20 protein-coding genes are annotated in these 19953 nt (G+C 69.6%); 7 read left to right on the top strand and 13 right to left on the bottom strand.

What is annotated here, in order from left to right; all coding sequences use genetic code 11:
* Nucleotides 1–346: 346 nt before the first annotated feature.
* A complete protein-coding gene (locus IEY58_RS21625) occupies nt 347–1048 on the top strand; it encodes a YggS family pyridoxal phosphate-dependent enzyme (RefSeq protein ID WP_189049665.1) in 702 nt (233 codons plus the stop codon).
* Here the strand turns inward: IEY58_RS21625 and IEY58_RS21620 are convergent.
* The 4 genes from IEY58_RS21620 to IEY58_RS21605 form a co-directional block, all read right to left on the bottom strand.
* Nucleotides 1038–1535, bottom strand: coding sequence for a L,D-transpeptidase family protein (locus IEY58_RS21620; RefSeq protein ID WP_229743865.1), 498 nt, complete (start codon nt 1533–1535; stop codon nt 1038–1040). The two genes, IEY58_RS21625 and IEY58_RS21620, sit on opposite strands and share 11 nt — an antisense overlap.
* A gap of 29 nt (nt 1536–1564) precedes the next feature.
* On the bottom strand, nt 1565–2380 hold the full coding sequence (locus IEY58_RS21615; protein WP_189049663.1) for a hypothetical protein: 816 nt from the start codon (nt 2378–2380) through the stop codon (nt 1565–1567).
* A 115-nt stretch (nt 2381–2495) separates the two neighbouring features.
* Nucleotides 2496–3620 (bottom strand): GTP cyclohydrolase II, encoded by a 1125-nt coding sequence (ribA, locus tag IEY58_RS21610; protein ID WP_189049661.1) that lies wholly within the window; start codon nt 3618–3620, stop codon nt 2496–2498.
* Between the two features lie 43 nt (nt 3621–3663).
* The gene (locus IEY58_RS21605; protein ID WP_229743864.1) at nt 3664–4386 is read right to left on the bottom strand and encodes a CDP-alcohol phosphatidyltransferase family protein; all 723 of its coding nucleotides are present in this window, start codon (nt 4384–4386) and stop codon (nt 3664–3666) included.
* 137 nt (nt 4387–4523) lie between these two features.
* On the opposite strand from IEY58_RS21605, the gene IEY58_RS21600 reads away from it, so the two are divergent.
* The 6 genes from IEY58_RS21600 (at nt 4524) to IEY58_RS21575 (ending at nt 9610) form a co-directional block, all read left to right on the top strand.
* The gene (locus IEY58_RS21600; RefSeq protein ID WP_189049657.1) at nt 4524–5375 is read left to right on the top strand and encodes a RibD family protein; all 852 of its coding nucleotides are present in this window, start codon (nt 4524–4526) and stop codon (nt 5373–5375) included.
* Nucleotides 5372–6346, top strand: a complete 975-nt coding sequence (locus IEY58_RS21595; protein ID WP_189049655.1) for a zinc-dependent alcohol dehydrogenase — start codon at nt 5372–5374, stop codon at nt 6344–6346. Before IEY58_RS21600 ends, IEY58_RS21595 begins: the two co-directional genes overlap by 4 nt.
* A 19-nt stretch (nt 6347–6365) precedes the next feature.
* Entirely contained in the window at nt 6366–6767 is a 402-nt protein-coding gene (locus tag IEY58_RS21590; protein ID WP_189049653.1) for a 6-pyruvoyl trahydropterin synthase family protein, read from the top strand.
* Between the two features lie 9 nt (nt 6768–6776).
* Complete coding sequence (locus IEY58_RS21585; protein ID WP_189049651.1) at nt 6777–7847, top strand: glycosyltransferase family 4 protein; 1071 nt, start codon at nt 6777–6779, stop codon at nt 7845–7847.
* A 163-nt stretch (nt 7848–8010) separates the two neighbouring features.
* Nucleotides 8011–8700, top strand: coding sequence for a response regulator transcription factor (locus tag IEY58_RS21580; protein ID WP_189049649.1), 690 nt, complete (start codon nt 8011–8013; stop codon nt 8698–8700).
* 40 nt (nt 8701–8740) lie between these two features.
* The gene (locus IEY58_RS21575; protein WP_189049647.1) at nt 8741–9610 is read left to right on the top strand and encodes an MBL fold metallo-hydrolase; all 870 of its coding nucleotides are present in this window, start codon (nt 8741–8743) and stop codon (nt 9608–9610) included.
* A 34-nt stretch (nt 9611–9644) separates the two neighbouring features.
* Here the strand turns inward: IEY58_RS21575 and IEY58_RS21570 are convergent, their stop codons facing one another.
* The 9 genes from IEY58_RS21570 to IEY58_RS21530 all read right to left on the bottom strand — a co-directional run bounded on the left by IEY58_RS21570 (nt 9645) and on the right by IEY58_RS21530 (nt 19795).
* Complete coding sequence (locus IEY58_RS21570; RefSeq protein ID WP_189049645.1) at nt 9645–10523, bottom strand: LysR substrate-binding domain-containing protein; 879 nt, start codon at nt 10521–10523, stop codon at nt 9645–9647.
* A 99-nt stretch (nt 10524–10622) separates the two neighbouring features.
* Nucleotides 10623–11786, bottom strand: a complete 1164-nt coding sequence (locus IEY58_RS21565) for an ABC transporter permease (protein ID WP_189049643.1) — start codon at nt 11784–11786, stop codon at nt 10623–10625.
* Nucleotides 11783–12781, bottom strand: coding sequence for an ABC transporter permease (locus IEY58_RS21560; protein ID WP_189049641.1), 999 nt, complete (start codon nt 12779–12781; stop codon nt 11783–11785). The genes IEY58_RS21565 and IEY58_RS21560 overlap by 4 nt, the downstream gene beginning before the upstream one ends.
* A gap of 15 nt (nt 12782–12796) precedes the next feature.
* Nucleotides 12797–14719, bottom strand: coding sequence for an ABC transporter substrate-binding protein (locus IEY58_RS21555; RefSeq protein ID WP_229743863.1), 1923 nt, complete (start codon nt 14717–14719; stop codon nt 12797–12799).
* Complete coding sequence (locus IEY58_RS21550) at nt 14716–16620, bottom strand: ABC transporter ATP-binding protein (RefSeq protein WP_189049639.1); 1905 nt, start codon at nt 16618–16620, stop codon at nt 14716–14718. Before IEY58_RS21550 ends, IEY58_RS21555 begins: the two co-directional genes overlap by 4 nt.
* Complete coding sequence (locus IEY58_RS21545; RefSeq protein WP_189049637.1) at nt 16620–17138, bottom strand: hypothetical protein; 519 nt, start codon at nt 17136–17138, stop codon at nt 16620–16622. Before IEY58_RS21545 ends, IEY58_RS21550 begins: the two co-directional genes overlap by 1 nt.
* Nucleotides 17135–17959, bottom strand: a complete 825-nt coding sequence (locus IEY58_RS21540; RefSeq protein ID WP_229743862.1) for a polysaccharide deacetylase family protein — start codon at nt 17957–17959, stop codon at nt 17135–17137. The genes IEY58_RS21545 and IEY58_RS21540 overlap by 4 nt, the downstream gene beginning before the upstream one ends.
* A 94-nt stretch (nt 17960–18053) precedes the next feature.
* Complete coding sequence (locus IEY58_RS21535) at nt 18054–19196, bottom strand: glycosyltransferase family protein (RefSeq protein WP_229743861.1); 1143 nt, start codon at nt 19194–19196, stop codon at nt 18054–18056.
* A complete protein-coding gene (locus tag IEY58_RS21530; protein WP_189049635.1) occupies nt 19193–19795 on the bottom strand; it encodes a histidine phosphatase family protein in 603 nt (200 codons plus the stop codon). Before IEY58_RS21530 ends, IEY58_RS21535 begins: the two co-directional genes overlap by 4 nt.
* Nucleotides 19796–19953: the final 158 nt, after the last annotated feature.

Genomic DNA, 19953 nt, shown 5'->3' with positions numbered 1-19953 from the left:
AGCCCGGATCCGCGGAAAGCTACCGCCCCCGACGGCGCCACTACAAGAGCACCCCAAGGGATTCCGTCGATCGTGTCGCCCGGCGGACGCGTTGTCGCGATCGTCAGGTGTCCGCGTTCGGTTTCGTCGGTTTTAGCCGACTGTTCAGCAATGGCAAGTTCGTTTTCGCGATTTTTTTGTTCGTTTCCGAATATAAGCAGATTTTGATCGTTCGGGCAGCTGTTTTCTGCTGTCAGCTCGCCGAGCATGGTCGACTGCGCATTCTCCTATGACGCCGGCCCCATGCGAAGGGTAAGATCGCGGGGTCCCTGTCTCGCCCAACGACGGCCTGCCGAAACGATCCTCCATGACCGACACGATCCGCTCCCGCCTCGACGCGATCCGCGCCGAGCTCGCCGCCCTGGCGCTCGAGGCCGGCCGACCGGCCGATGCCGTCCGGCTCGTCGCCGTTTCCAAGACCAAGCCCGCAGACGCGGTGCGCGAGGCGCTTGATGCCGGCCAGCGCTGGTTCGGCGAGAACCGCGTGCAGGAGGGCATGGCCAAGTTTCCGGCGCTACGCGAGGCCTATCCGGACCTGGTGCTGCACCTGATCGGGCCGCTGCAGACCAACAAGTTGAAGGACGCGCTCGAGACGTTCGACGTGATCGAGACGGTCGACCGGCCGAAGCTGGCCGAGGCGTTGGCCCAGGCGTTCGCCAAGGGGCCAGCGCACACCCAAGGGCTGCGCACCCAAGGGCTGCTGATCCAGGTGAACACGGGCGAGGAGCCGCAGAAGGCCGGCGTGTTGCCGCGCGAGGCCGATGATTTCATCCGCGACTGCATCGAGCGGCTGAAGCTGCCGATCCGCGGCCTCATGTGCATCCCGCCGGTCGACGACGAGCCGAGCCTGCATTTCGCGCTGCTGCGCTCGATCGCGCGGCGCCATGGGCTGGAGACGCTCAGTATGGGCATGAGCGCCGACTGGCGCCTCGCGGTGCCGCTCGGCGCGACCCATGTCCGCATCGGCTCGGCGATCTTCGGCGAGCGGACGGTGGAGCCTAAGGCGTAACGACGACGCGTGAGTGGGGCGTCGCGACGGTCAGATAGGCGAGCAGATCGGCCCGGGCCAGGGCGACGCAGCCCTCGGTCGGCAAGTAGCCGTCGCGCGCCAGGTGCAGGAAGATGGCGCTGCCGCGGCCCGATACCACGGGCGTGTCGTTGTAGCCGAGCGGCACGATCAGGTCATAGACCGTATCCTCCCGCCACAGCGCCTCGGTACTGGCCGGATAGGGCAGGACGACCGGCAGGTTGTAGTTCGGGTCGCCCGGCGCGTCGCACCAGCCATCGGTCGCCGCGATCGGCGTCACCGGCAGGCCGGTCGGCGGCGGCTCCAGCCGGTCGGGGCGATAGAGCAGGCGGCGCAGCGGCCACGCGCCGATCGGCGTTGCGCCGTCACCTTCGCGCTTGTCGGCGCTGAGGCCGCCCCGGCCGAGCGCGCAGCGGACGGTGTGCGCGCCGAACCGGGCGACGCCGTCGCCCGAGACCAGCAGGTCCATGGTCATCCTCGGGTGTTGGGTCTCGATCACTACTGTAGCTGATCGACGGCGCCGCCGGTACCGGCCGCACGCGACGCCAACAGTGCTTTGTACTTGTCGAGCCCTTCCTGCATGCGCTGGGCGAACTCGGTGCCGGTCGTCGGCACGCGCGGGAACTGCGGCATCGCGCCGCCGGGAATGTTGAGCGGCACCGGCCTCGGCGCGCTGTTGGCCGTCGTGCGCAGCGCCAGGATGCCCTCGGGCGAGGTGTCGATCGGGAAGCTGCGCGCCTGACCGTTGAGCGGCATCAGCTTCGGCGCGGTCGAGAGCGCCATCAACGGCGCCGGGGCTGCCGCCGGCACCAGCGGAATTCCGGTTGCCGCGGCTTGCGCTGCCGGCGGCGGGTCCGCGGCAGGCTTCGGCGCGCTCGCCGCCGCGGTGGACGGGGGCGGCGAGGCTGGCGTCGCGGCCGTTGTGGCGGTGGTTGATGTGGCGGGCGCCGGCGCATCGCTCGCCGCCGCGACCGCCGGCTTGTCGTCGTCGCCGGTGACCGCGGCGATCACGGTCTGGCCGACGTCCTTGCCGGTCGCCTCGAGCACGCTGACGTCGAACAGGCCGGCGATGACGCCGATGACGCCGCCGTAGAGCCCGTCGCCCGCCACGCGGGCGGCATTGCCGATCGTGTCGCCGGTGACCTCGCGATAGATCGTGCTGATGATCGGGATGTGCTGCAGCGGATTGATCGCGTCCAGCAGGTCGTGAAAGCTGAAATGGTCGCCCGCCCACAGATGCGATTTCGCCGCCTGCACCGGGGCTTGGCCCTGGACGGTGATCGTCTCCGTGGTTGGTGTGACAGGCGTATCCATATCCGGCCCCTGACGGGTGTCCGGGTCGGCCACGCAAGCCCGATGCCAGATCGGGCCTGTTGTTTTTCAGATGGTTAGCTTGGAGCACCCTTGCCGGTCGGCAAGGAATGCCGGGTCAGAACAGATGGCCGCTGCGTTTCGCCTTGGTCTCGAGATAGCCGCGGTTATGGTCGTTGGATGCGAAGACATGGGGCACGCGCTCGACGATCTCGATGTCGTGCTGGGCAAGCGCCTTGACCTTCTCCGGGTTGTTGGTCATGAGCCGCACCTTGTCGAACCCCAGCTGGCGCAGGATCTCGGCCGCCGGCTGATAGACGCGCTCGTCGGATTCGAAGCCCAGCTGCAAATTGGCGTCGACCGTGTCGAAGCCTGTGTCCTGCAGCTTGTAGGCCCTGAGCTTGTTGACGAGGCCGATGCCGCGGCCTTCCTGGGCCAGATAGATCACGACGCCGCCGCCGGCCTCGGAAATCGCCCGGATGGCGCCCCTGAGCTGGTCGCCGCAGTCGCAGCGCAGGCTGCCGAGCAGGTCGCCGGTGAAACATTCCGAATGGATGCGCGCCAGCACCGGCGCCGGTCCCTTGGGCTCGCCGATCATGATCGCCAGATGATCGGTGCCGCCGTCGTCCGGGCGGAAGGCGATGACGCGCGTGTCCTCGGCGTCGACCAGCGGCACGCTCGCCTCGGCGACGCGGCGCAACGTCTTCGCCAGCACGGTCCGGTGATCGAACACCTGGGTGAGGCCGACCTCGATGATGCCCTCGCGCCGGGCGATCAGCGCACCCTCGCGCGGCGGGATCGGGAAGCAGACGATCGCGGGCAGCAGGCGGGCGAGCTTGGCAAGCTCGATGGCGCCGGCGGTGAGGCTGTCAGGCTCTGTCTGCGTGACGCCGATCGGCGCCGCTGACACCTCGCGCACGACCGTCGGGTCGGCAAGCTCGCGCAGGAACACGGCACTGGCGTCCGCCGGCGGCAACAGCTCGACGGTCCGTCCGGCAGAATCCTGATCGGGCGCCAGGTCGAGCGTGATCGCGCGGCGCAACGTCGTGGCCAGGACGGGGCGGGCCCGGGTGAGGGCCGCTGCCCGCGCCAGCCCCTCGTCGTCGATCGCCTCGGCCGCCTGGATGAGGGCGGCGTGGCTGCCGTCGCTCAGCAGCACGACGTCGCCGCGGCGCAGGTCGGCGACCGCGCGGTTGACCTCGTGCGGCGGCAATACGCGCTGTTCCTGACCGGTCTTGGCCATTGCTTGCTTCAACATCCTCGTCGACCCGACAATCCGGCGCGCATCATACACCGCCGTTCCCGCTGAGATATGGTGCCTCGGGCGATTCCGCCATGTCCCGCTCGCGCAGGAGCCATATGACGTCGCGGCCGAACGACCAGACGAGCAGGCCGAGGGCGACCGCCGCGACGCGCGATGGCCAGGGCGATGCCAGGATCGGCATGAGCGCGGCCAGCAGCGCCGCGATCTGCACGACGCAGACGAGCTTGCGGGCGAAGCTCGGCGGCGGCGACCGGCGCAGCCACGGCCAGACCTGCCCGGCCGCGACATAGAGATAGCGGAGCGCGCCGCTCAGCAGCACCCAGGCGCCGACCCGACCCTCCGCCGCCACGAGCGCGCTCAGCACCAGTACGGTCAGCGCGTCGGTTTCCATGTCGAAGCGCGCGCCGAACGGTCCGGCGCTGCCGGTCCGGCGCGCGATCGGCCCGTCGACGCCGTCGAGTGCCAGTGCCAGCGCGCCGAGGCCGACCGGCAGCCAGCCTCCCGGCACGATCAGGAACGGCATCAAGAGAGCGACGAGCAGACCGCGCAGCAGCGTCACCCGATTGGCGTCACCGAAGCCGGCGAGGCCGGCGCGGGCCACGGCCAGGCGGACGATACCGGCATAGAGGAGCCAGCCCGCGAGGGCGGCTGCGAGTGCCGCCGGCGACAGCGCGACGCCCATCGCCGCAAGGCCGGCCAGCGCCAAAACACCCGCGACGGTGAGGCCCGCGAGCGATCGATCCACCTCTGCTTGCCCCGTTCGGGAATGTTTTGCACGTTCACGCGGTTGTGACATTGGTGGCGGACTCGGGCTAGATAGGTTCGGCATTAAGACCGGTGTCTGCCGGAAGCCATTCCCGACCAACAGGACGATCAGAAGCGGTGCGTGCACCCATCCTACTCGACGAAGCCGGTGCCTGGGACGCGATTTGCGCAGCCCGCCGGACGGGCACGCCCGCGAACGGCAGCACATTGTGGCTCGAAATCGGCGACAGCCGGCTGTGGATCGAGCCGGATGGCCGCTGGTCGGCCGATCCCGTGCCGCTGCCGGCGGTCGGCCGCCTGCTCGATCTCTATTTGCCGCTCGCGGTCCAGGCCCGTCGGCCGTTCACCGTCGCCCATCTGGGCCAGAGCCTGGACGGGCGCATCGCGGCCGCGAACGGCGCCTCGCGCTGGGTCACGGGACCTGAGGACCTGCTGCACAATCACCGCATGCGGGCGCTCGCCGATGCGATCCTGGTCGGTGCCGACACGGTGCGGCTCGACGACCCGCAGCTGACGGTGCGGCGCTGTCCGGGCGACAACCCGGTCCGCGTCGTGCTCGACCCGATGCTGGGGCTCGGGCCCGATTATGCCCTGTTCCGCGACGCCGCCGCCGCAACCCTGGTGATCACCGCCGCCGATCGCGCGCCGCCGCCGCGGCTCGGCCAGGCCGAGGTGCTGACCGTGCCGCGCGCCGGGGACGGCACGCTCGACTGCCACGCCATCGTCGACCTGCTCGGCCGCCGCGGGCTCAGCTGGATCTTCGTCGAAGGCGGCGGCATCACCGTGTCGCGCTTCCTGGCCCAGGGTGCCCTCGACCGGCTGCAGCTCACGATCTCGCCGCTCATCATCGGGTCGGGCCGGCCCGGCATCCAGCTGCCGGAGATCCAGGACCTGGCCCAGGGCCTGCGCCCCCGGCTCCGCCGCTTCGCGCTCGGCGAGGACATGCTGTTCGAGTGCGATTTCTCGTGAGCGGAACGGCCCGCGCCTTCTGGGTTGTGGCACCCGGCCAGGGTGCCATCCGGCCGGCGCCGCTCGCGGCACCGGGGCCGGACGAGGTGCTCGTCCGCATGCTGGCGAGCGGCATCAGCCGCGGCACGGAGACGCTGGTCTATCGCGGCGGCGTGCCGGTGAGCCAGCATCAGGCGATGCGCTGCCCGTTCCAGGAGGGCGACTTCCCCGGCCCGGTCAAATACGGCTACAGCGCGGTCGGCGAGGTCGAAACGGGGCCGGCAGCGCTCCTCGGCCGCCGGGTCTTCTGCCTCCATCCCCATCAGGACCGTTTCGTCGTGCCGGCCGCGGCGGTGCTGCCGGTGCCGGATGCCGTGCCGACCCGGCGTGCCGTGCTGGCGGCCAATCTCGAAACCGCGCTCAACGGGCTCTGGGATGCGTGCGCGCTGCCGGGCCAGCACATCGCGATCATCGGCGCCGGCGTCGTCGGCGGCCTGGTCGCGGCCCTTGCGGCGCGGCTGCCGGGCGCAGCGGTGACGCTCATCGACCGCAATCCGGCGCGCGCCGATCTCGCCCGGGCGCTCGGCTGCGGCTTTGCGTCGCCCGCGGCGGCGCCGGACGACCAGGACCTGGTCATCCAGGCGAGCGGTGCGGCCGACGGCCTGGCGCTGGCACTCCGGCTCGCCGGCGTCGAGGCGACCGTGCTCGACATGAGCTGGTATGGTGACCGGCCAGTGACGCTGCGCTTAGGCGAGGCGTTCCATGCCCGCAGGCTTACTATCCGCGCGTCCCAGGTCGGCCAGGTGGCGCCCGCCCAGCGGCCGCGCTGGCCACACCGGCGGCGGCTCGCGCTCGCGCTCGATCTGCTCGCCGATCCGGTCTATGACCATTTCCTCGACGGCGACAGTGCATTCTCCGAACTGCCCGATACCATGGCGCGGCTCGCCGACGATGCCGTGGGCGCGTTGTGCCGCCTCGTGCTCTATCCTTGAGGCTTCAGGATCCCCCACCATGTACAGCGTCACCGTCAGCGACCATGTCATGATCGCCCATAGTTTCCGCGGCGCCATCTTCGGCCCGGCGCAGCGGCTGCACGGCGCCACCTACACGGTCGAGGCGACGTTCCGGCGCGAACGGCTCGACGACGACGGCATCGTGTGCGACATCGGCCGCGCGCTCGAGCTGCTGAAGGAAGTGCTGGCGCCCATCGCTTTCGCCAATCTCGACGAGCTGCCGGAATTCGCCGGACGCAACACCACGACCGAGTTCCTGGCCGGCGCGCTGCACCAGCGCCTCAAGGCGCAGGTTGCCGCCGGCGCGCTCGGCCCCGGCACGGCCGGGGCGCTCGCCTCGCTCCAAGTGGTCCTGCGCGAATCCCCGGTCGCCTGGGCCGGCTACGACGCGCCGCTCTGAGTCCCGGCCATGGAGCGCGCACTTACCTTCATCGTTCCGGGTTCGATCGACCAGATCACCGGCGGCTACCTCTATGACCGCCGGGTCGTTGAGGGACTGCGTACGGATGGCCGTCCGGTCGGGCTTGTCGAACTGAGGGGCCGCTTTCCGGACGCGGATACGGTGGCGCGTGCCAGTGCCGCGGCGGTGCTCGCAGCGCTGCCCGACGGCGCGCTCGTCTGCATCGACGGCCTCGCGCTCGCGGCGTTCGAGGAGGCACTGCCGGCGGCGGCCCGGCGGCTCGCCATCGTCGTGCTGGTCCATCATGCGCTGGCGCTCGAGACCGGCCTCGCACCCAAGGACGCCGACCGCTACGCAGCGCTTGAACGGACGCTGCTGCCGCTCTGCCGCGGCGTGCTCTGCCCGAGCCCGCGCAGCGCCGCCGATGTCACCGCCTATGGCGTGCCACAGGACCGCATCATCGTGGTCCCGCCGGGCACCGACCGGCCGACGGCGGCGCCGGTGCTCGTGACGGATCGGGCAGGCCCGGTCCGGTTGCTCACGGTGGCGACCGTAACGCCGCGCAAGGGTCATCGCCTGCTGGTGGACGCGCTGGCGGCGCTCGACCGGCGCGACTGGCGGCTGACAGCGATCGGCAGCCTGGAGCGGGACCCGGAAACCGTGGCGGCGCTCCATGCGGCGATTGCCGATCACGGGCTCGCGGCCCAGGTCGAGCTCGCGGGCGAATGGCCGCCCGAGATCCTGCCCGAGGCCTATCGTGCGGCGGACGTGTTCGTGCTGCCGTCCTTCTACGAGGGTTACGGCATGGCCTATGCCGAGGCGATGGCCCATGGTCTGCCGGTGATTGGCACCGACGCCGGCGCCATTCCCGAGACCGTGCCGGATACGGCCGGCATCCTGGTGCCGGCCGGTGACCGGGCGGCGCTGACGGCGGCGCTCGACCGAATGATCGGCGACGCGGACCTGCGCCGGCTTTACGCGGCGGGCGCCGTCGCCGCGGCGGCAGGCTTCCTCGACTGGGCAGGGACGGCGCGGCTCTGGGGCCGATCGTTCGATCGCCTGGTGGGGCTCGATGGCTAGGGGCTCGACGGCTGAACGTGACCGGCGGGCTTGACCAAAGACCCGGACATCCTGCCGGATTGCACGCCCCGGATTGCACGCTCGCGAGCCGCTCCCTATGCTCTCGGGCGAATTGGACGGCCGTTCAACCGCTGATCCGGCGGGCGACGATCAAAGGAACGCCATGACGGCACCGAAGAAGATTCTGCTGGTCGACGACGACCAGGCCCTGCGCGAAGCGCTGGCCGAGCAGCTGCGGCTGCATGAGGAATTCGTGACCGAACTCGCCGACAGCGCCGCGGCGGCGCTCGAGATCGCCAAGCAACATTATTTCGACGTCGTCGTGCTCGACGTGGGCCTGCCCGACATGGACGGGCGCGAGCTCTGCCGGCTCCTCAGGCGCAGCGGCGTGCGCGCGCCGATCGTCATGCTGACCGGGGCGGACAGCGAGGCGGACACGATCCTCGGCCTCGACGCCGGCGCCAACGACTATGTGACGAAGCCGTTCCGCCTGGGCGTGCTCCTGGCCCGGCTCCGCGCCCAGCTGCGCCAGCACGAGCAGAGCGAAGACGCGATCTTCACCATCGGACCCTACAGCTTCCGGCCGAGCGCAAAACTCCTGGTTGCCGACGGCGGCAAGAAAAAGGTGCGGCTCACCGAGAAGGAAACCGCTATCCTGAAGTACCTGTTGCGCGCTGGCGACCGGCCGACCGGCCGCGAGCTGCTGCTCAACGAGGTCTGGGGCTACAACGCGGCTGTAACCACGCATACGCTCGAAACGCACGTCTATCGCCTCAGGCAGAAGATCGAAACCGATCCTTCCAAGGCGGAACTACTGATTACGGAACCCGGCGGGTATCGCCTGGTGCCGTGACGCCGGCCGTGAGGCCGACACAGGGATGGCAAGCTGGGGCATGAGCGCTGTGAGCGACGAAACCGGCCCGAAGGCCTCGGCCCAAGGGCCCTTCACCTGCACTTTCTGGGGCGTGCGCGGCAGCATTTCAGCCCCCGGGCCTGCCACCGTCCGCTACGGCGGCAATACGCCCTGCCTCGAGGTCGTCTGCGGCAAGCAGCGATTGATCCTCGATGCCGGCAGCGGCATCCGGCCGCTCGGCCATAGCCTCGAACCGATCTCGGGCCCGCTCGAGTTCAGCATCTTCCTGACCCACACCCATCTCGACCATATCGTGGGCCTGCCGTTCTTCACGCCGGCGTTCAGTGCCGAGAACCGGCTCAAGATCTACGCCGGCCACCTGGCGCCGGAGCGCACGGTCGAGGATGTGCTGAACACGATGATGGCCGACCCGCTGTTTCCGATCCCGGTCGACGCGCTCCACTCCAACAAGACCTTCATCGATTTCCGCGCCGGCGACACGCTGCAGCCCTGTCCGGGCGTCCAGGTCAAGACGGCGCCGCTCAACCACCCGAACCGGGCGACCGGCTATCGCGTCGAATATGGTGGACGCGCGCTTTGCTACATCACCGACACCGAGCATTTCCCGGGGCGGCTCGACGACAATATCCTGGGGCTGATCGCCGGCGCCGACTACGTCATCTACGACGCGATGTTCACCGACACGGAATATCCGGAAAAGGTCGGCTGGGGTCACTCGACCTGGCAGGAGGGCATCAAGCTGATGGAAGCATCGGGCGCCAAGACGCTCGTGCTGTTCCATCATGCGCCGCGCCGCACCGACGATCAGCTGGACGCGATCGGGGCCGCCGCGGCCGCGCGCCGGCCTGGCACGCTCGTCGCCCGCGAGGGCATGACGCTCACACTCTGAGGCCCGTCTCAGGCTCCCGTCTCAGGCGCCAGCCTCACGCGGCAGCACCCAGCTCCACGGTGCCGATGCCGTCGTGCACCGTCTCGACCAGGATCTGCTTCAGCCGGTCAACCACCGGTGTCGCGCGCCCCGCCTGGTGCAGGGTCAGTGCGATATCGGGCAGTGCCGGCAGGTTGTCGAGCACGGTGAGCGTCGCCGGCAGGCCGATGCGCGTCCGCATGGTGACGCCCAGCCCGGCCTCGGCGGCGGCCCATAGTCCCGCGAGGCTCGGGCTGGTGAAGCTCAGGCGCCAGGGCCGGCCGATCCGGTCGAGCGCTGCAATGGCGTCGGTGCGGAACTGGCACGGCGGCTGGAACGCGATCAGCGGCAAGGGCGCTGCCGGGTCGAATGAGACGTCGCTGCGGCCGATCCAACGGATCGGCAGGCGCGCCACGACTTCGGCACCCGGGTGCTGCGCTTCGCCCCAGATCAGCGCCAGGTCGAGCCGGCCGGCGGTCAGTTCCTCCAGGAGCACGAAGTTGCGGTCGACACGCGCCTCGATGCGCACCTGCGGATGGGCGCGCGCGAACCGGCCGAGCGCCGCCGGCAGCCAGACTTCGGCGAAATCCTGCGGCAGGCCGAGCTTGACTGCGCCCGCAAGATCGAGCCCGCGCACGGCCGCGACCGTCTCGTCGTTCAAGGCCAGGATGCGCCGGGCATAACCCAGCACGACGTCGCCCGCTTCGGTCAGGGCCAGGCCGCGCCCCTGCTTGCGCAGCAGGGTGGCACCCAGCTGCTCCTCGAGCCGGCGCATCTGCAGGCTGACTGCCGACTGCGACCGGCCAAGCCGCGCCGCCGCCCGCGCGAACCCGCCGAGCTCGATCGCCGTCACCAGCGTGCGCAGCACGTCCATATCGAGATTGGTGAGCCGCATCGATCGTCTCCGCTCAAGTGAGACGATCAATATATGATTTTGACAAAATCTTTATCAACGTCCGTCATTCCCGCCTTCGCGGGAATGACGGATGGGGGTTTAACGATACGGATCGGCCGCGTCGCGGAGCCCGTCGCCGAAGAAGTTGAAGGCGAGCACGACGGTGAAGACCGGCACGACCGGCAGCATCAGCCAGGGATATAGGGCCACCACATTGATGTTCTGCGCCTCGTTCAGGAGCACGCCCCAGCTGGTGATGGGCGAGCGGAGCCCCAGGCCCAGGAAGCTCAGCGCCGTCTCGCCCAGGATCATCGACGGGATCGAGATCGTGGCGGATGCGATCAGGTGCGAAAGGAAGCTCGGCAGCAGGTGGCGGAAGATGACGCGCCGCGGCGAGGCGCCCATCAGGATGGCGGCGGTCGCGAAATCCTCCTCGCGCAGTGCGAGGAACTTCGAGCGCACGGCGCGGGCGAGGCCGGTCCAGTCGAGGAAGCCCAGGATGATGGTAATGCCGAAATAGACCCAGAGCGGGCTCCAGGTCACCGGCAGTGCCGCCGACAGCGCCATCCACAGCGGCAGCTCCGGGAACGAGCGGATGATCTCGATCACGCGCTGGGTCACCGCATCGACCCAGCTGCCGTAATAGCCGGCGAGCCCGCCGATAACGATGCCGAGCGTGAAGCTGATGGTGATGCCGAGGAGCCCGATGGTCAGCGAAATGCGCGTGCCATAGACAATGCGCGAGAGCATGTCGCGGCCCAGGCGGTCGGTGCCGAGCAGGAACAGCGTGCCGCCCTCGGTCGGGCAGATCAGGTGGAAGCGGCTCGGGACAAGGCCCCAGAAATCATAGGCGTCGCCGACGCAGAAGAAGCGGATCGGCTGGACCTCGGACGGGTTCGGCGTATAGACCCGCTTCAAGTTGCTCATGTCGAGGGTGTAGTCGAAGCCATAGACGAACGGGCCGACGAAGTGGCCTTGGTCGAACAGATGCACCTGCTGTGGCGGGGCATAGATGTAATCGGTATGGCGGCTGTGCAGGTTGTAGGGCGCCAGCACCTCGCTCACCAGGATCGAGAGATAGAGCAGCCCCAGGACGGCGCCCGAGATGACGGCGAGCCGGTGACGCTTGAGGCGCCACCACATCATCCGCCATTGCGACGCGCGGTAGTAGCGCTCCTGCGCCGCCGTCATCGGCTCGATCCGGTTCGGCTCGAACGGCTCGTCCGAAACGAAATGCTCGAGCGGCGTGCGGGTCTCGCTCATTTGAGGCTCCCGGCGCCCAAGCGGATGCGCGGGTCGAGCACCGCCAGCGCCAGGTCGGACAGGAACACGCCCAGCACGGTCAAGAGCGCCAGGAACATCAGAAACGAGCCGGCGAGGTACATGTCCTGGGAGCGGAGCGCGTCGAGCAGCATCGGCCCGGTCGTCGGCAGCGAGAGGACGACCGACACGATCGCCGAGCCCGAGACGACATGGGGCAGAAGCGTGCCGATATCGGCGATGAACGGGTTCAGCGCCATGCGCAGCGGATATTTGACGAGCGTCTTGAACGGCGACAGGCCCTTGGCGCGCGCGGTCACGACATATTGCTTCTGCAGCTCGTCCAAGAGATTGGCGCGCAGGCGCCGGATCATGCCGGCGGTGCCCGAGAGGCCGATGACGATCACCGGCAGCCAGAGGTGGGCCAGGACCGAGCCGACCTTGCCGAAGCTCCAGGGCCGGCCGATGTAGTTGTCGTCCATGAGGCCGCCGATCGAGACGCCGAACCAGGTGTTGGCGCAATAGAGCAGCACGAGCGCCAGCAGGAAGTTCGGCGTGGCCAGGCCGACGAAGCCCAGGAAAGTCAGGCCGTAGTCGGCCCAGCTATACTGGTGGGTCGCGGAATAGATGCCGATCGGGAAGGCCACGACCCAGGTAAAGAGGATGCACGAGAAGCTGACGATGAAGGTGAGCGACAGCCGGTCGCCCACAACCTGGCTCACCGGCAGGTTATAGGCGAAGGAATAGCCCATGTCGCCGTGCAGCAGGCCCCAGAGCCAGAAGAGGTATTGCTGCCAGGCCGGCCGATCGAGGCCGTAGGCCTCGCGCAGGAATGCGATCTTCTGCGGGTCGACCGCCTCGCCCTGGGCCTGCAGTTCGGCCATGTAGGTCGAGAGATAGTCGCCCGGCGGCAGCTGGATGATGATGAACACGATCAGGCTGATCGCGAGCAGGGTCGGGATCATCACCAGCAGCCGATGGACGACATAGCCGAACATCCGGTTCGCTCTCCGTCAGGACGGTTGGTCGGCCGGCGCTTCCGGGACGAACCAGAAGCGGTCGGGCTTGTAGACGCCGAAGAAGGCGCCCGGATCGAAGTTGTAGACGCCCTGTTCCGGGATATTACGCAGCCGGTCTGAGACGACGACCGGCTGCGGCACCTCGGCGACCAGGCCGATCGTCAGTACCTGGTCCGCATGGATCGCGAGCATGCGCCGCCAGAGCGCCTGGCGCGCCTCGAAATCCGTCGCGTCCATCCATTGGCGGGCGAGCTTCAGAAGATCCATCCCGACCGGCAGGTCCGGCGCCTCGCCCGACATGCCGTGGGTCTCGTAGAACTGGCCCCAGCGCGGCCATTGCCAGTCGCTCTGCAGTGTCGGCGCCAGATGGGCCGGGCTCATTTCGGCGTTCGCGAGCCCGTTCTCGAGGCCGCGGTCGATGCACATCACGGTCTCGCCCGAGAAGATGCGGTTATGCATCACCTCGATCTGCAGCGGCTTCGCAAACAGCTTGATGCCGACCTCGCGCCAATTGTCGCGGATGAGCTCGAGCACGTCGCCCTCTTCGGCGGCGGCTCCCGCCATCTCGACGACGATCTGCAGTGGCCGTCCGTCCGGCATCAGGCGGATGCCTTCGCTGTTCTTCTTGGTGAGGCCGATCTCGTCGAGCAACCGCCGCGCTTGGCCCGGGTCGTACTCGGCCCAGGCCTTGCGGTCGGCCGCACTGTAGAGCGGCGAGTCCGGCAGCATGGTGTTCTGGCCTTCGAGCGCCAGCCCGTAATAGATCACGTTGTTGATCTCGTGCCGGTCGATCGCGAGCGACAGCGCGCGCCGGAACCGCACGTCGCGCAACAGGTTCCGCCATGCGGGATCGTTGACATTCAGGTTCGGATAGAGCGCCAGCTGGCTGCCATAGCCGGTCTTCCACAGGCGTACGCGATAGCTGTTGCGCGCCTCGCTGGCCTTCAGGAACGTGTAATTGTCGAAGCGCAGGTAGCGCGACTGCAGGTCCGCCTCGCCGGCGCCGACCTTGGCCGGGATGATCTTGCTGTCGGCGACCGCGGCGTCGATCCGGTCGATGTAGGGCAGCTGCCGGCCCTCACGGTCGACCCGGTAGTAATACGGGTTGCGCTCGAAAACGAAGCGCTCCGACGGCGGTGCGGTCTTCAGCACCCAGGGATCGAGCGTCGGCAGGTCCGGATTGTCGTTGCGCACCGGATTGTCGACACGATTGTGCAGCTGGGCCCAGTTCCGGACATGCGCCGCCTGGACGAGGGCATCGAGCTTGTCCTTGTCGGCGTATTTGGCGTGGAACTGCTTCAGGTAATGGGCCGGCCGATAGATCGTGATCGGCGTCGGGCTCGCGAGCAGCGACAGGAAGGTCGGCATCGGCGCCGACCAGGAATAGCGCACGGTCAGCGGGTCCAGGATCTCGACCTTGGGCTTCTCGCCCTCGCGCAGCAGCGCCACGGGCGGGCCGGTCGGCGACAGCTTGCTGTTGTTCGCCACGTCCTCCCACCAGTAGCGGAAATCCTCGGACGTGAAGGGCTCGCCGTCGGACCAGCGGTGGCCGGGCCGGAGGTGCAGCGTATAGATGCGCTGATCGTGCTGGTCGACGCTCTCCAGGATGTCCGGGACCAGGTCGTAGGCGGGCGTATAGGCCATGAGCCGGGCATAGCCGATGATTGCGAGCAGCCGCGTGTCCCGCGCGCTGCTGATGAGCACGTGCAGTTCGCCGCCGGGTTGGCCCGGGCGCCCGCTCTCGACCGCCGGATCTGTCGGCACCCGCTTGTCGACCGGCGGCAGCTTGCCGGCCGCGACATCCTCGGCGAGCGACGGCGTCTCGATATAGGTCAGTGCCCGGGCCTCGCCGCTGCCCAGCAGCAAAGCCGTGAGGGCGAGGACGCTCGCGAGCCGGCGCATGCCAAGGGGCCTCATGTGAGTGCGCCCGTTTTCAGCGCGCCCACCGGCAGGGCGCCGAGCGCCTCGACCCAGTGGCCGCCGCCCAAGTCGATCGGCCGCGGGCGATGGGTCTCGTCCCGCGTGAACGGCTGCGGCCAGGCGGCCGGGTTCGAGGCCTGGCCGCCCATCAGCGCGTCGAAATCGAGCTTGTGGCCGAGATCCGGCGTCGGCACCGCGGCCAGCAGCGCCTTGGTGTAGGGATGCTGCGGATCGCGGAACAGCGTACGGCGCGGTGCCAGCTCGACGATGCGGCCGGCGCACATGACCGCGATCCGGTCGGCCACATAGTCGACGACCGCCAGATTATGCGAGACGAAGAGGTATGTGAGACCAAGCCGCTGCTGCAGGTCCTTGAGCAGGTTCAGCACCTGCGCCTGGATCGACACGTCGAGGGCGGAGACCGGCTCGTCGCAGATGAGCAGATCCGGGTTGAGCGCCAGCGCCCGGGCGATGCCGATGCGCTGGCGCTGGCCGCCGGAGAAACTGTGCGGATAGCGCTTCAGCTGCTGCCGGTCGAGCCCGACCAGGCGGACCAGCTCCTCGACCCGGGCGCGCCGTTCAGCCGCATCGCCGATGCCGTGGACCAGGAGCGGTTCGGCCAGGATGTCGAACACGGTCATGCGCGGGTTGAGCGCGCTGAACGGATCCTGGAAGACATATTGCACCCGGCGCCGGAACTCCGTGAGCGCGCGGCCCTCGAGCGCCAGCACATCGATGTCCCGGTCGCCGTCGCGCAGGCGGACCGATCCGGCGTCGGGCTGCAAGGCGCGCAGCAGCATCTTCGAGAGTGTGGTCTTGCCGCAGCCGCTCTCGCCGACCAGGCCCAGGCATTCACCGGCGTTGATCGCGAGGTCGATGCCGTCGACCGCCTTCACCGGCTCGCCGCCGCGGCGGGTCGTGAAACTCTTGGCCAACCCTTCGATCGTGAGCAGCGGCGCGTTCGGCCGGTCGCGCTCGACCTGGCGCGGCGCCAGGAACTTTGTCTCCGAGATCGGCGGGATCTCACGGATCGGCACCAGCCGGTCCTCGGGCCCCATGTCGAATCGCGGCACCGCGGCCAAGAGCGCCTTCAGATACGGGTGCCGCGGGTCGCGGAACAGGTCGTCGGCGCTGCCGCGCTCGACAATCCGGCCGCGGTACATGACCACGACCTCCTCGGCGACGTTCGCGACCACGCCCAAGTCGTGCGTGATGAGCAGGAGCGCCATGCCGAGCTCGGCCTGCAGGTCCTTGATCAGCTTCAGGATCTGCGCCTGGATCGTCACGTCGAGTGCGGTGGTGGGCTCGTCGGCGATCAAGAGCGACGGGCGGCAGACGAGCGCCATGGCGATCATCGCCCGCTGGCGCAGGCCGCCCGACAGCTCGAAGGCATATGTCGAGAGTGCGCGCTTCGGATGCTTGAAGCCCACGAGCCGCAGCATCTCGGCCGTGAGCTCGAGCGCCTCGGACTTGCTCACCTGCCGATGCAACAGCAGCGCTTCGGAAACCTGATCGCCGACCGTGTGCAGCGGCGACAGCGAAGTCATCGGCTCCTGGAAGATGATCGAGATGCTGCCGCCACGGATCGCCCGGAGCTCCGGGCCGTTGCGGTCGAAGGCGGCGATGTCGATCGGTGCCCTGTCGATCGGTGCCCTGTCGATCGATGGGGGCGACCCCGGCTCGTTGAACAGGATCTCGCCGCCGGTGATACGGCCCGCCGACGGCAGGATGCCCATGATCGCCTGGCTCACCACCGACTTGCCGGAGCCGCTTTCGCCGACGAGCGCCACCGTGCCGCCCTGCGGCACGCGGAAGCTTACGCCGCGGACCGCCTCGAACGGGCCGGCCGGGGTCGCGAAACTGACCTTGAGGTCGCGGATCTCCAGCAGATCGGCCATCAGCCGGGCACCATCCTGCCGAGCTCGGCCCCGCGCGGCACGGGAATGTCGAGGGCGGCAAGGTTGCCCTCGGTCGAGGGATCGACGGCAAGGCCGCTCTCGGCCGCCGCACGCGCCGCGCGCCGGACGATGGTCTCGAAGCCTTCGATCTGGCTCTCGATCGTAAGCGTCGCGCCCGGGCCGGTGAGCGTAAGCTCCATCCAGCCGCGCTTGCGGTCGCGGCGGGTCGAGAAATAGCGCAGCTTGAGCCCGGCGAGCGCCGGCCAGGCGATCCGGCGGGCCCGCGGCCCTTCGACCGTGATGGCATCGTCGTCGACGAGGATCCGGCTGCGCCCGCGCAAAATGGTGCGGACGCCGAAGGCGAGCAGCAACGCGGCGACGAGTCCGAAGATAAGGTGCAACGCCCAATGCATCGGTACGAGCGCGATTGCGAGAAAGACGAGCCCGGCGGCGCCCCGGGCATAGTCCTCGATCAGGCTGCGGGTCGGATAGCGATGCTCGCTCATGCCCTTGCTCATGGGGGCCAGATCTCCCGGACACCGGTCCAGGCGGCGGACGGATGCTGCCGGATCATCGCCGCAAGGTCGGCCGTGAACCGTTCGGTCCCCGCGTCGTCAAGCAGGTGATGGGTCAGAAGGCCGATCGGCTCCCCATCCTCGCGCAATGGCTCCTCGGCCGACCGATCTTCAGCCAACGCCAGGCGGCGCTCGGCGAGTGCCCGCACCGTCTCGTCCACGAGATCGGCGACCGGCCGGCAGCGCCGGGTGCCGTGCCAGTCGACCGGGTCGATATGCGTGTTGACCTGCCGCAGGCCGGGCGCGGCCTCGATCGTCCGGCGCGGCCCGGCGGTCGACAGGCCGACGAAACCGGCCAGCGGCAGGAGCGGCAGCAGATCATCGGCGATGCGGTTCCAGGGCGGCACCAGCACGGGCCGGAATTGCGGCCCGAACAGGGCCTCGAGCCGGCGCCGTGCGGTGCCGAGCGCGTTCGCCAGCATCGTGGCCGTTCGTGCCGTGCCGAGCTCCGCTTTCTTGGCGCCGGGTGGCGCCAGGTTGAGATGGGCGATGCCATGCTGCAGCACGGTCACGTTGCCGGCGTTGCCGAGCCGACGAGCCAGCTGGCCCGTCGACCGGTCCGGGATGACGGCGAGCGCCAACGGCACCGTGCCGGCGAGCGCCAGCAGCCGGTCGAGCGCCGCGGTCGGTTCGGTCGCATCGTCGTCGCGCCACCAGAAACGGGCCGTGTGTCCGGCCGCAGCCCAGGCGTCGAGCTCGGCTTCGAGCCGTGCCCAGATCGACGTCCCCAGGGACGGTGCGACGGGATGGGCTGAAAGGCTCAAGGGCGAACAACCTTCTTATAACGAGCGGACGTGGGCGGCCGAGGCGGCATTCCGAATTTCTCTGTAACACGGATCGGCGGCTTTTCGCGCCCTTTCATGGCGTTCTTTCTGTGGCCAGGTGCAGGATGTTCCACGCCGCGTTGCGGGCGCCGTCCAGATCGACCGCCACGAGCGGCGGCCGCCGCGCCTGGTCGATCGCCGCAGCGAGGGTGGCGGCGTCGAGTGCCGCGGCCTCGACCATCTGGGCGGCCCCGGCCGCGGCGAGCAGCCGGGCACGCACGGTCTGCTCGGTCTCGGCCGCTTCCGCGAACGGCACCAGCACCATCGGCACGCGCGCCTGCAGCAGCTCGATCGCGGTGTTGTAGCCGGCCTGGCTGATCGACAGTGCCGCCCGGGCGAAGAGTGCCGGCAGATCGGGCCGGAACCGCTCGATCGCGACACCGTCGCCCGCAAGCCGTTCGAGCGCCGCGAGCTTATCCTCAGGCAGGTTTCGCCCGGTAACGAGGCGCCAGGGTGTCGCGGCATAGCGGGTGAGCGGCCGGGCCTCGAGTGCCGTGCGCAACAGGCCGGCACCGACCACGCCGCCGCCGGCCGAGACCACGACCTCGCCGGCCGGCACGCCCGGGCCGGGGATCGCAGCGGCCGGCGCCACGAAGCCGGTGTAGCGGGTCCGGTCGGCGAGCGCCTCCGCCTCCGGCAGGCTCGCCTCGAGCCGGATCAGCTGCGGGTCGGCATGAACCAGCAGCCGGTCGTAATCGGCCTCGAACCGCTCGATCATGGCGTGGCGCTTCGCCGCATCCGGCTTTGCCACCAGGATGTCGCGGATCGAGGCGACGAGCGCCGGCCGCGGCCTGGCCGCGCGCACGGCCTCGATCAGCGGCTCGAGCTCGAAGCGCAGCGCGCGGCGCCCGAATGGATAGGTCTCGGTCACGACGACCTGGGGCCGGCTCTCGGCGAAGGCCGCCAGCACCAGCTGCCGCCGTTCCGCCTCGAGCGCCGCGTCGAGCGGCCGGCCGTCGCTGCCAACGAGCGTGCGGAACGTCGCGTCGGTCGCGCGCAAGGGCGGCAATTGCACGATCCGGGCGCCCTCGATGCGGAAGCCCGGCAGCGGCATGCCGCCGGTCACCAGCGTCACGGCCGCCCCCTCGGCGACGAGCGCGCGGGCGATGAGCGCGGAGCGCTGCAGGTGGCCGGTGCCCAGCAGGTGCTGGACATGGATCAGCACGCGGATGGTCATCGGTCGAACCTGAAATTGGGGTCGAGCTCGACATTGGCCTGCAGGAGCCGTGGCCGTCCGTCCGGATCGAGCGCGAAGAGATGGACAGTCGCCGGCCTGAGCTTGATCGGCGGGGCCTCTCTCACATCCCAGCCGGTGGCGAGCGCCAGGAGCGCGCGCAGCACGCCCTTATGCGTGACCGCACCAGTCGGGCGGCGTTCGGCGGCAAGCCGTTCGAGCAGCGGGCGGAGGCGCGCCTGCACCATCCGTGGGCTCTCGCCGCCGGGCGGTGAGAGATCGAGCCCGCGCGCCTCGGCCAAGGCCATGCCGGCCGGGTCGGCGGCGCGCAGGCCGGCCAAGGTCCGGCCCTCCCACTCGCCCCAGGCCATCTCGATCAGCGCCGGCTCGATCACCGCATCAAGCCCCAGGCATTCCGCCGTCTCGACGGCGCGGCCGAGCGGGCTCGCAAGCCAGCGGAAGCCCGCGACCTCCCGGGGCAGGCACCAGCGCCGGGCGAGCGCTCGACCCTCGGGGCTGAGCGGCGGATCGGACCGGCCCTGCAGCCGGCCCGCCTCGTTCCAGGCGGTCGGCGCATGGCGCAGTGCTGCGAACGGCGTCATACGAGCCCGCCCAAAATGGCATCGAGCCGACGGGCGGCGACCGGCAGCGCATGCTCGGCCGCGGCACGGCGCTGGGCGGCGGCGCCCATGGTCCGGCGCCGGTCCGGGTCGTCGAGCAGGGCCGCAACGGCCGCCGCCAGCGCCGCCGCGTCGCCGCC

The sequence above is a fragment of the Aliidongia dinghuensis genome (assembly GCF_014643535.1).
GTDB lineage: Bacteria > Pseudomonadota > Alphaproteobacteria > ATCC43930 > CGMCC-115725 > Aliidongia > Aliidongia dinghuensis.
The sequence above is the reverse complement of the archived record's forward strand: the minus strand, read 5'-3'. Positions and strand labels throughout refer to the sequence as shown.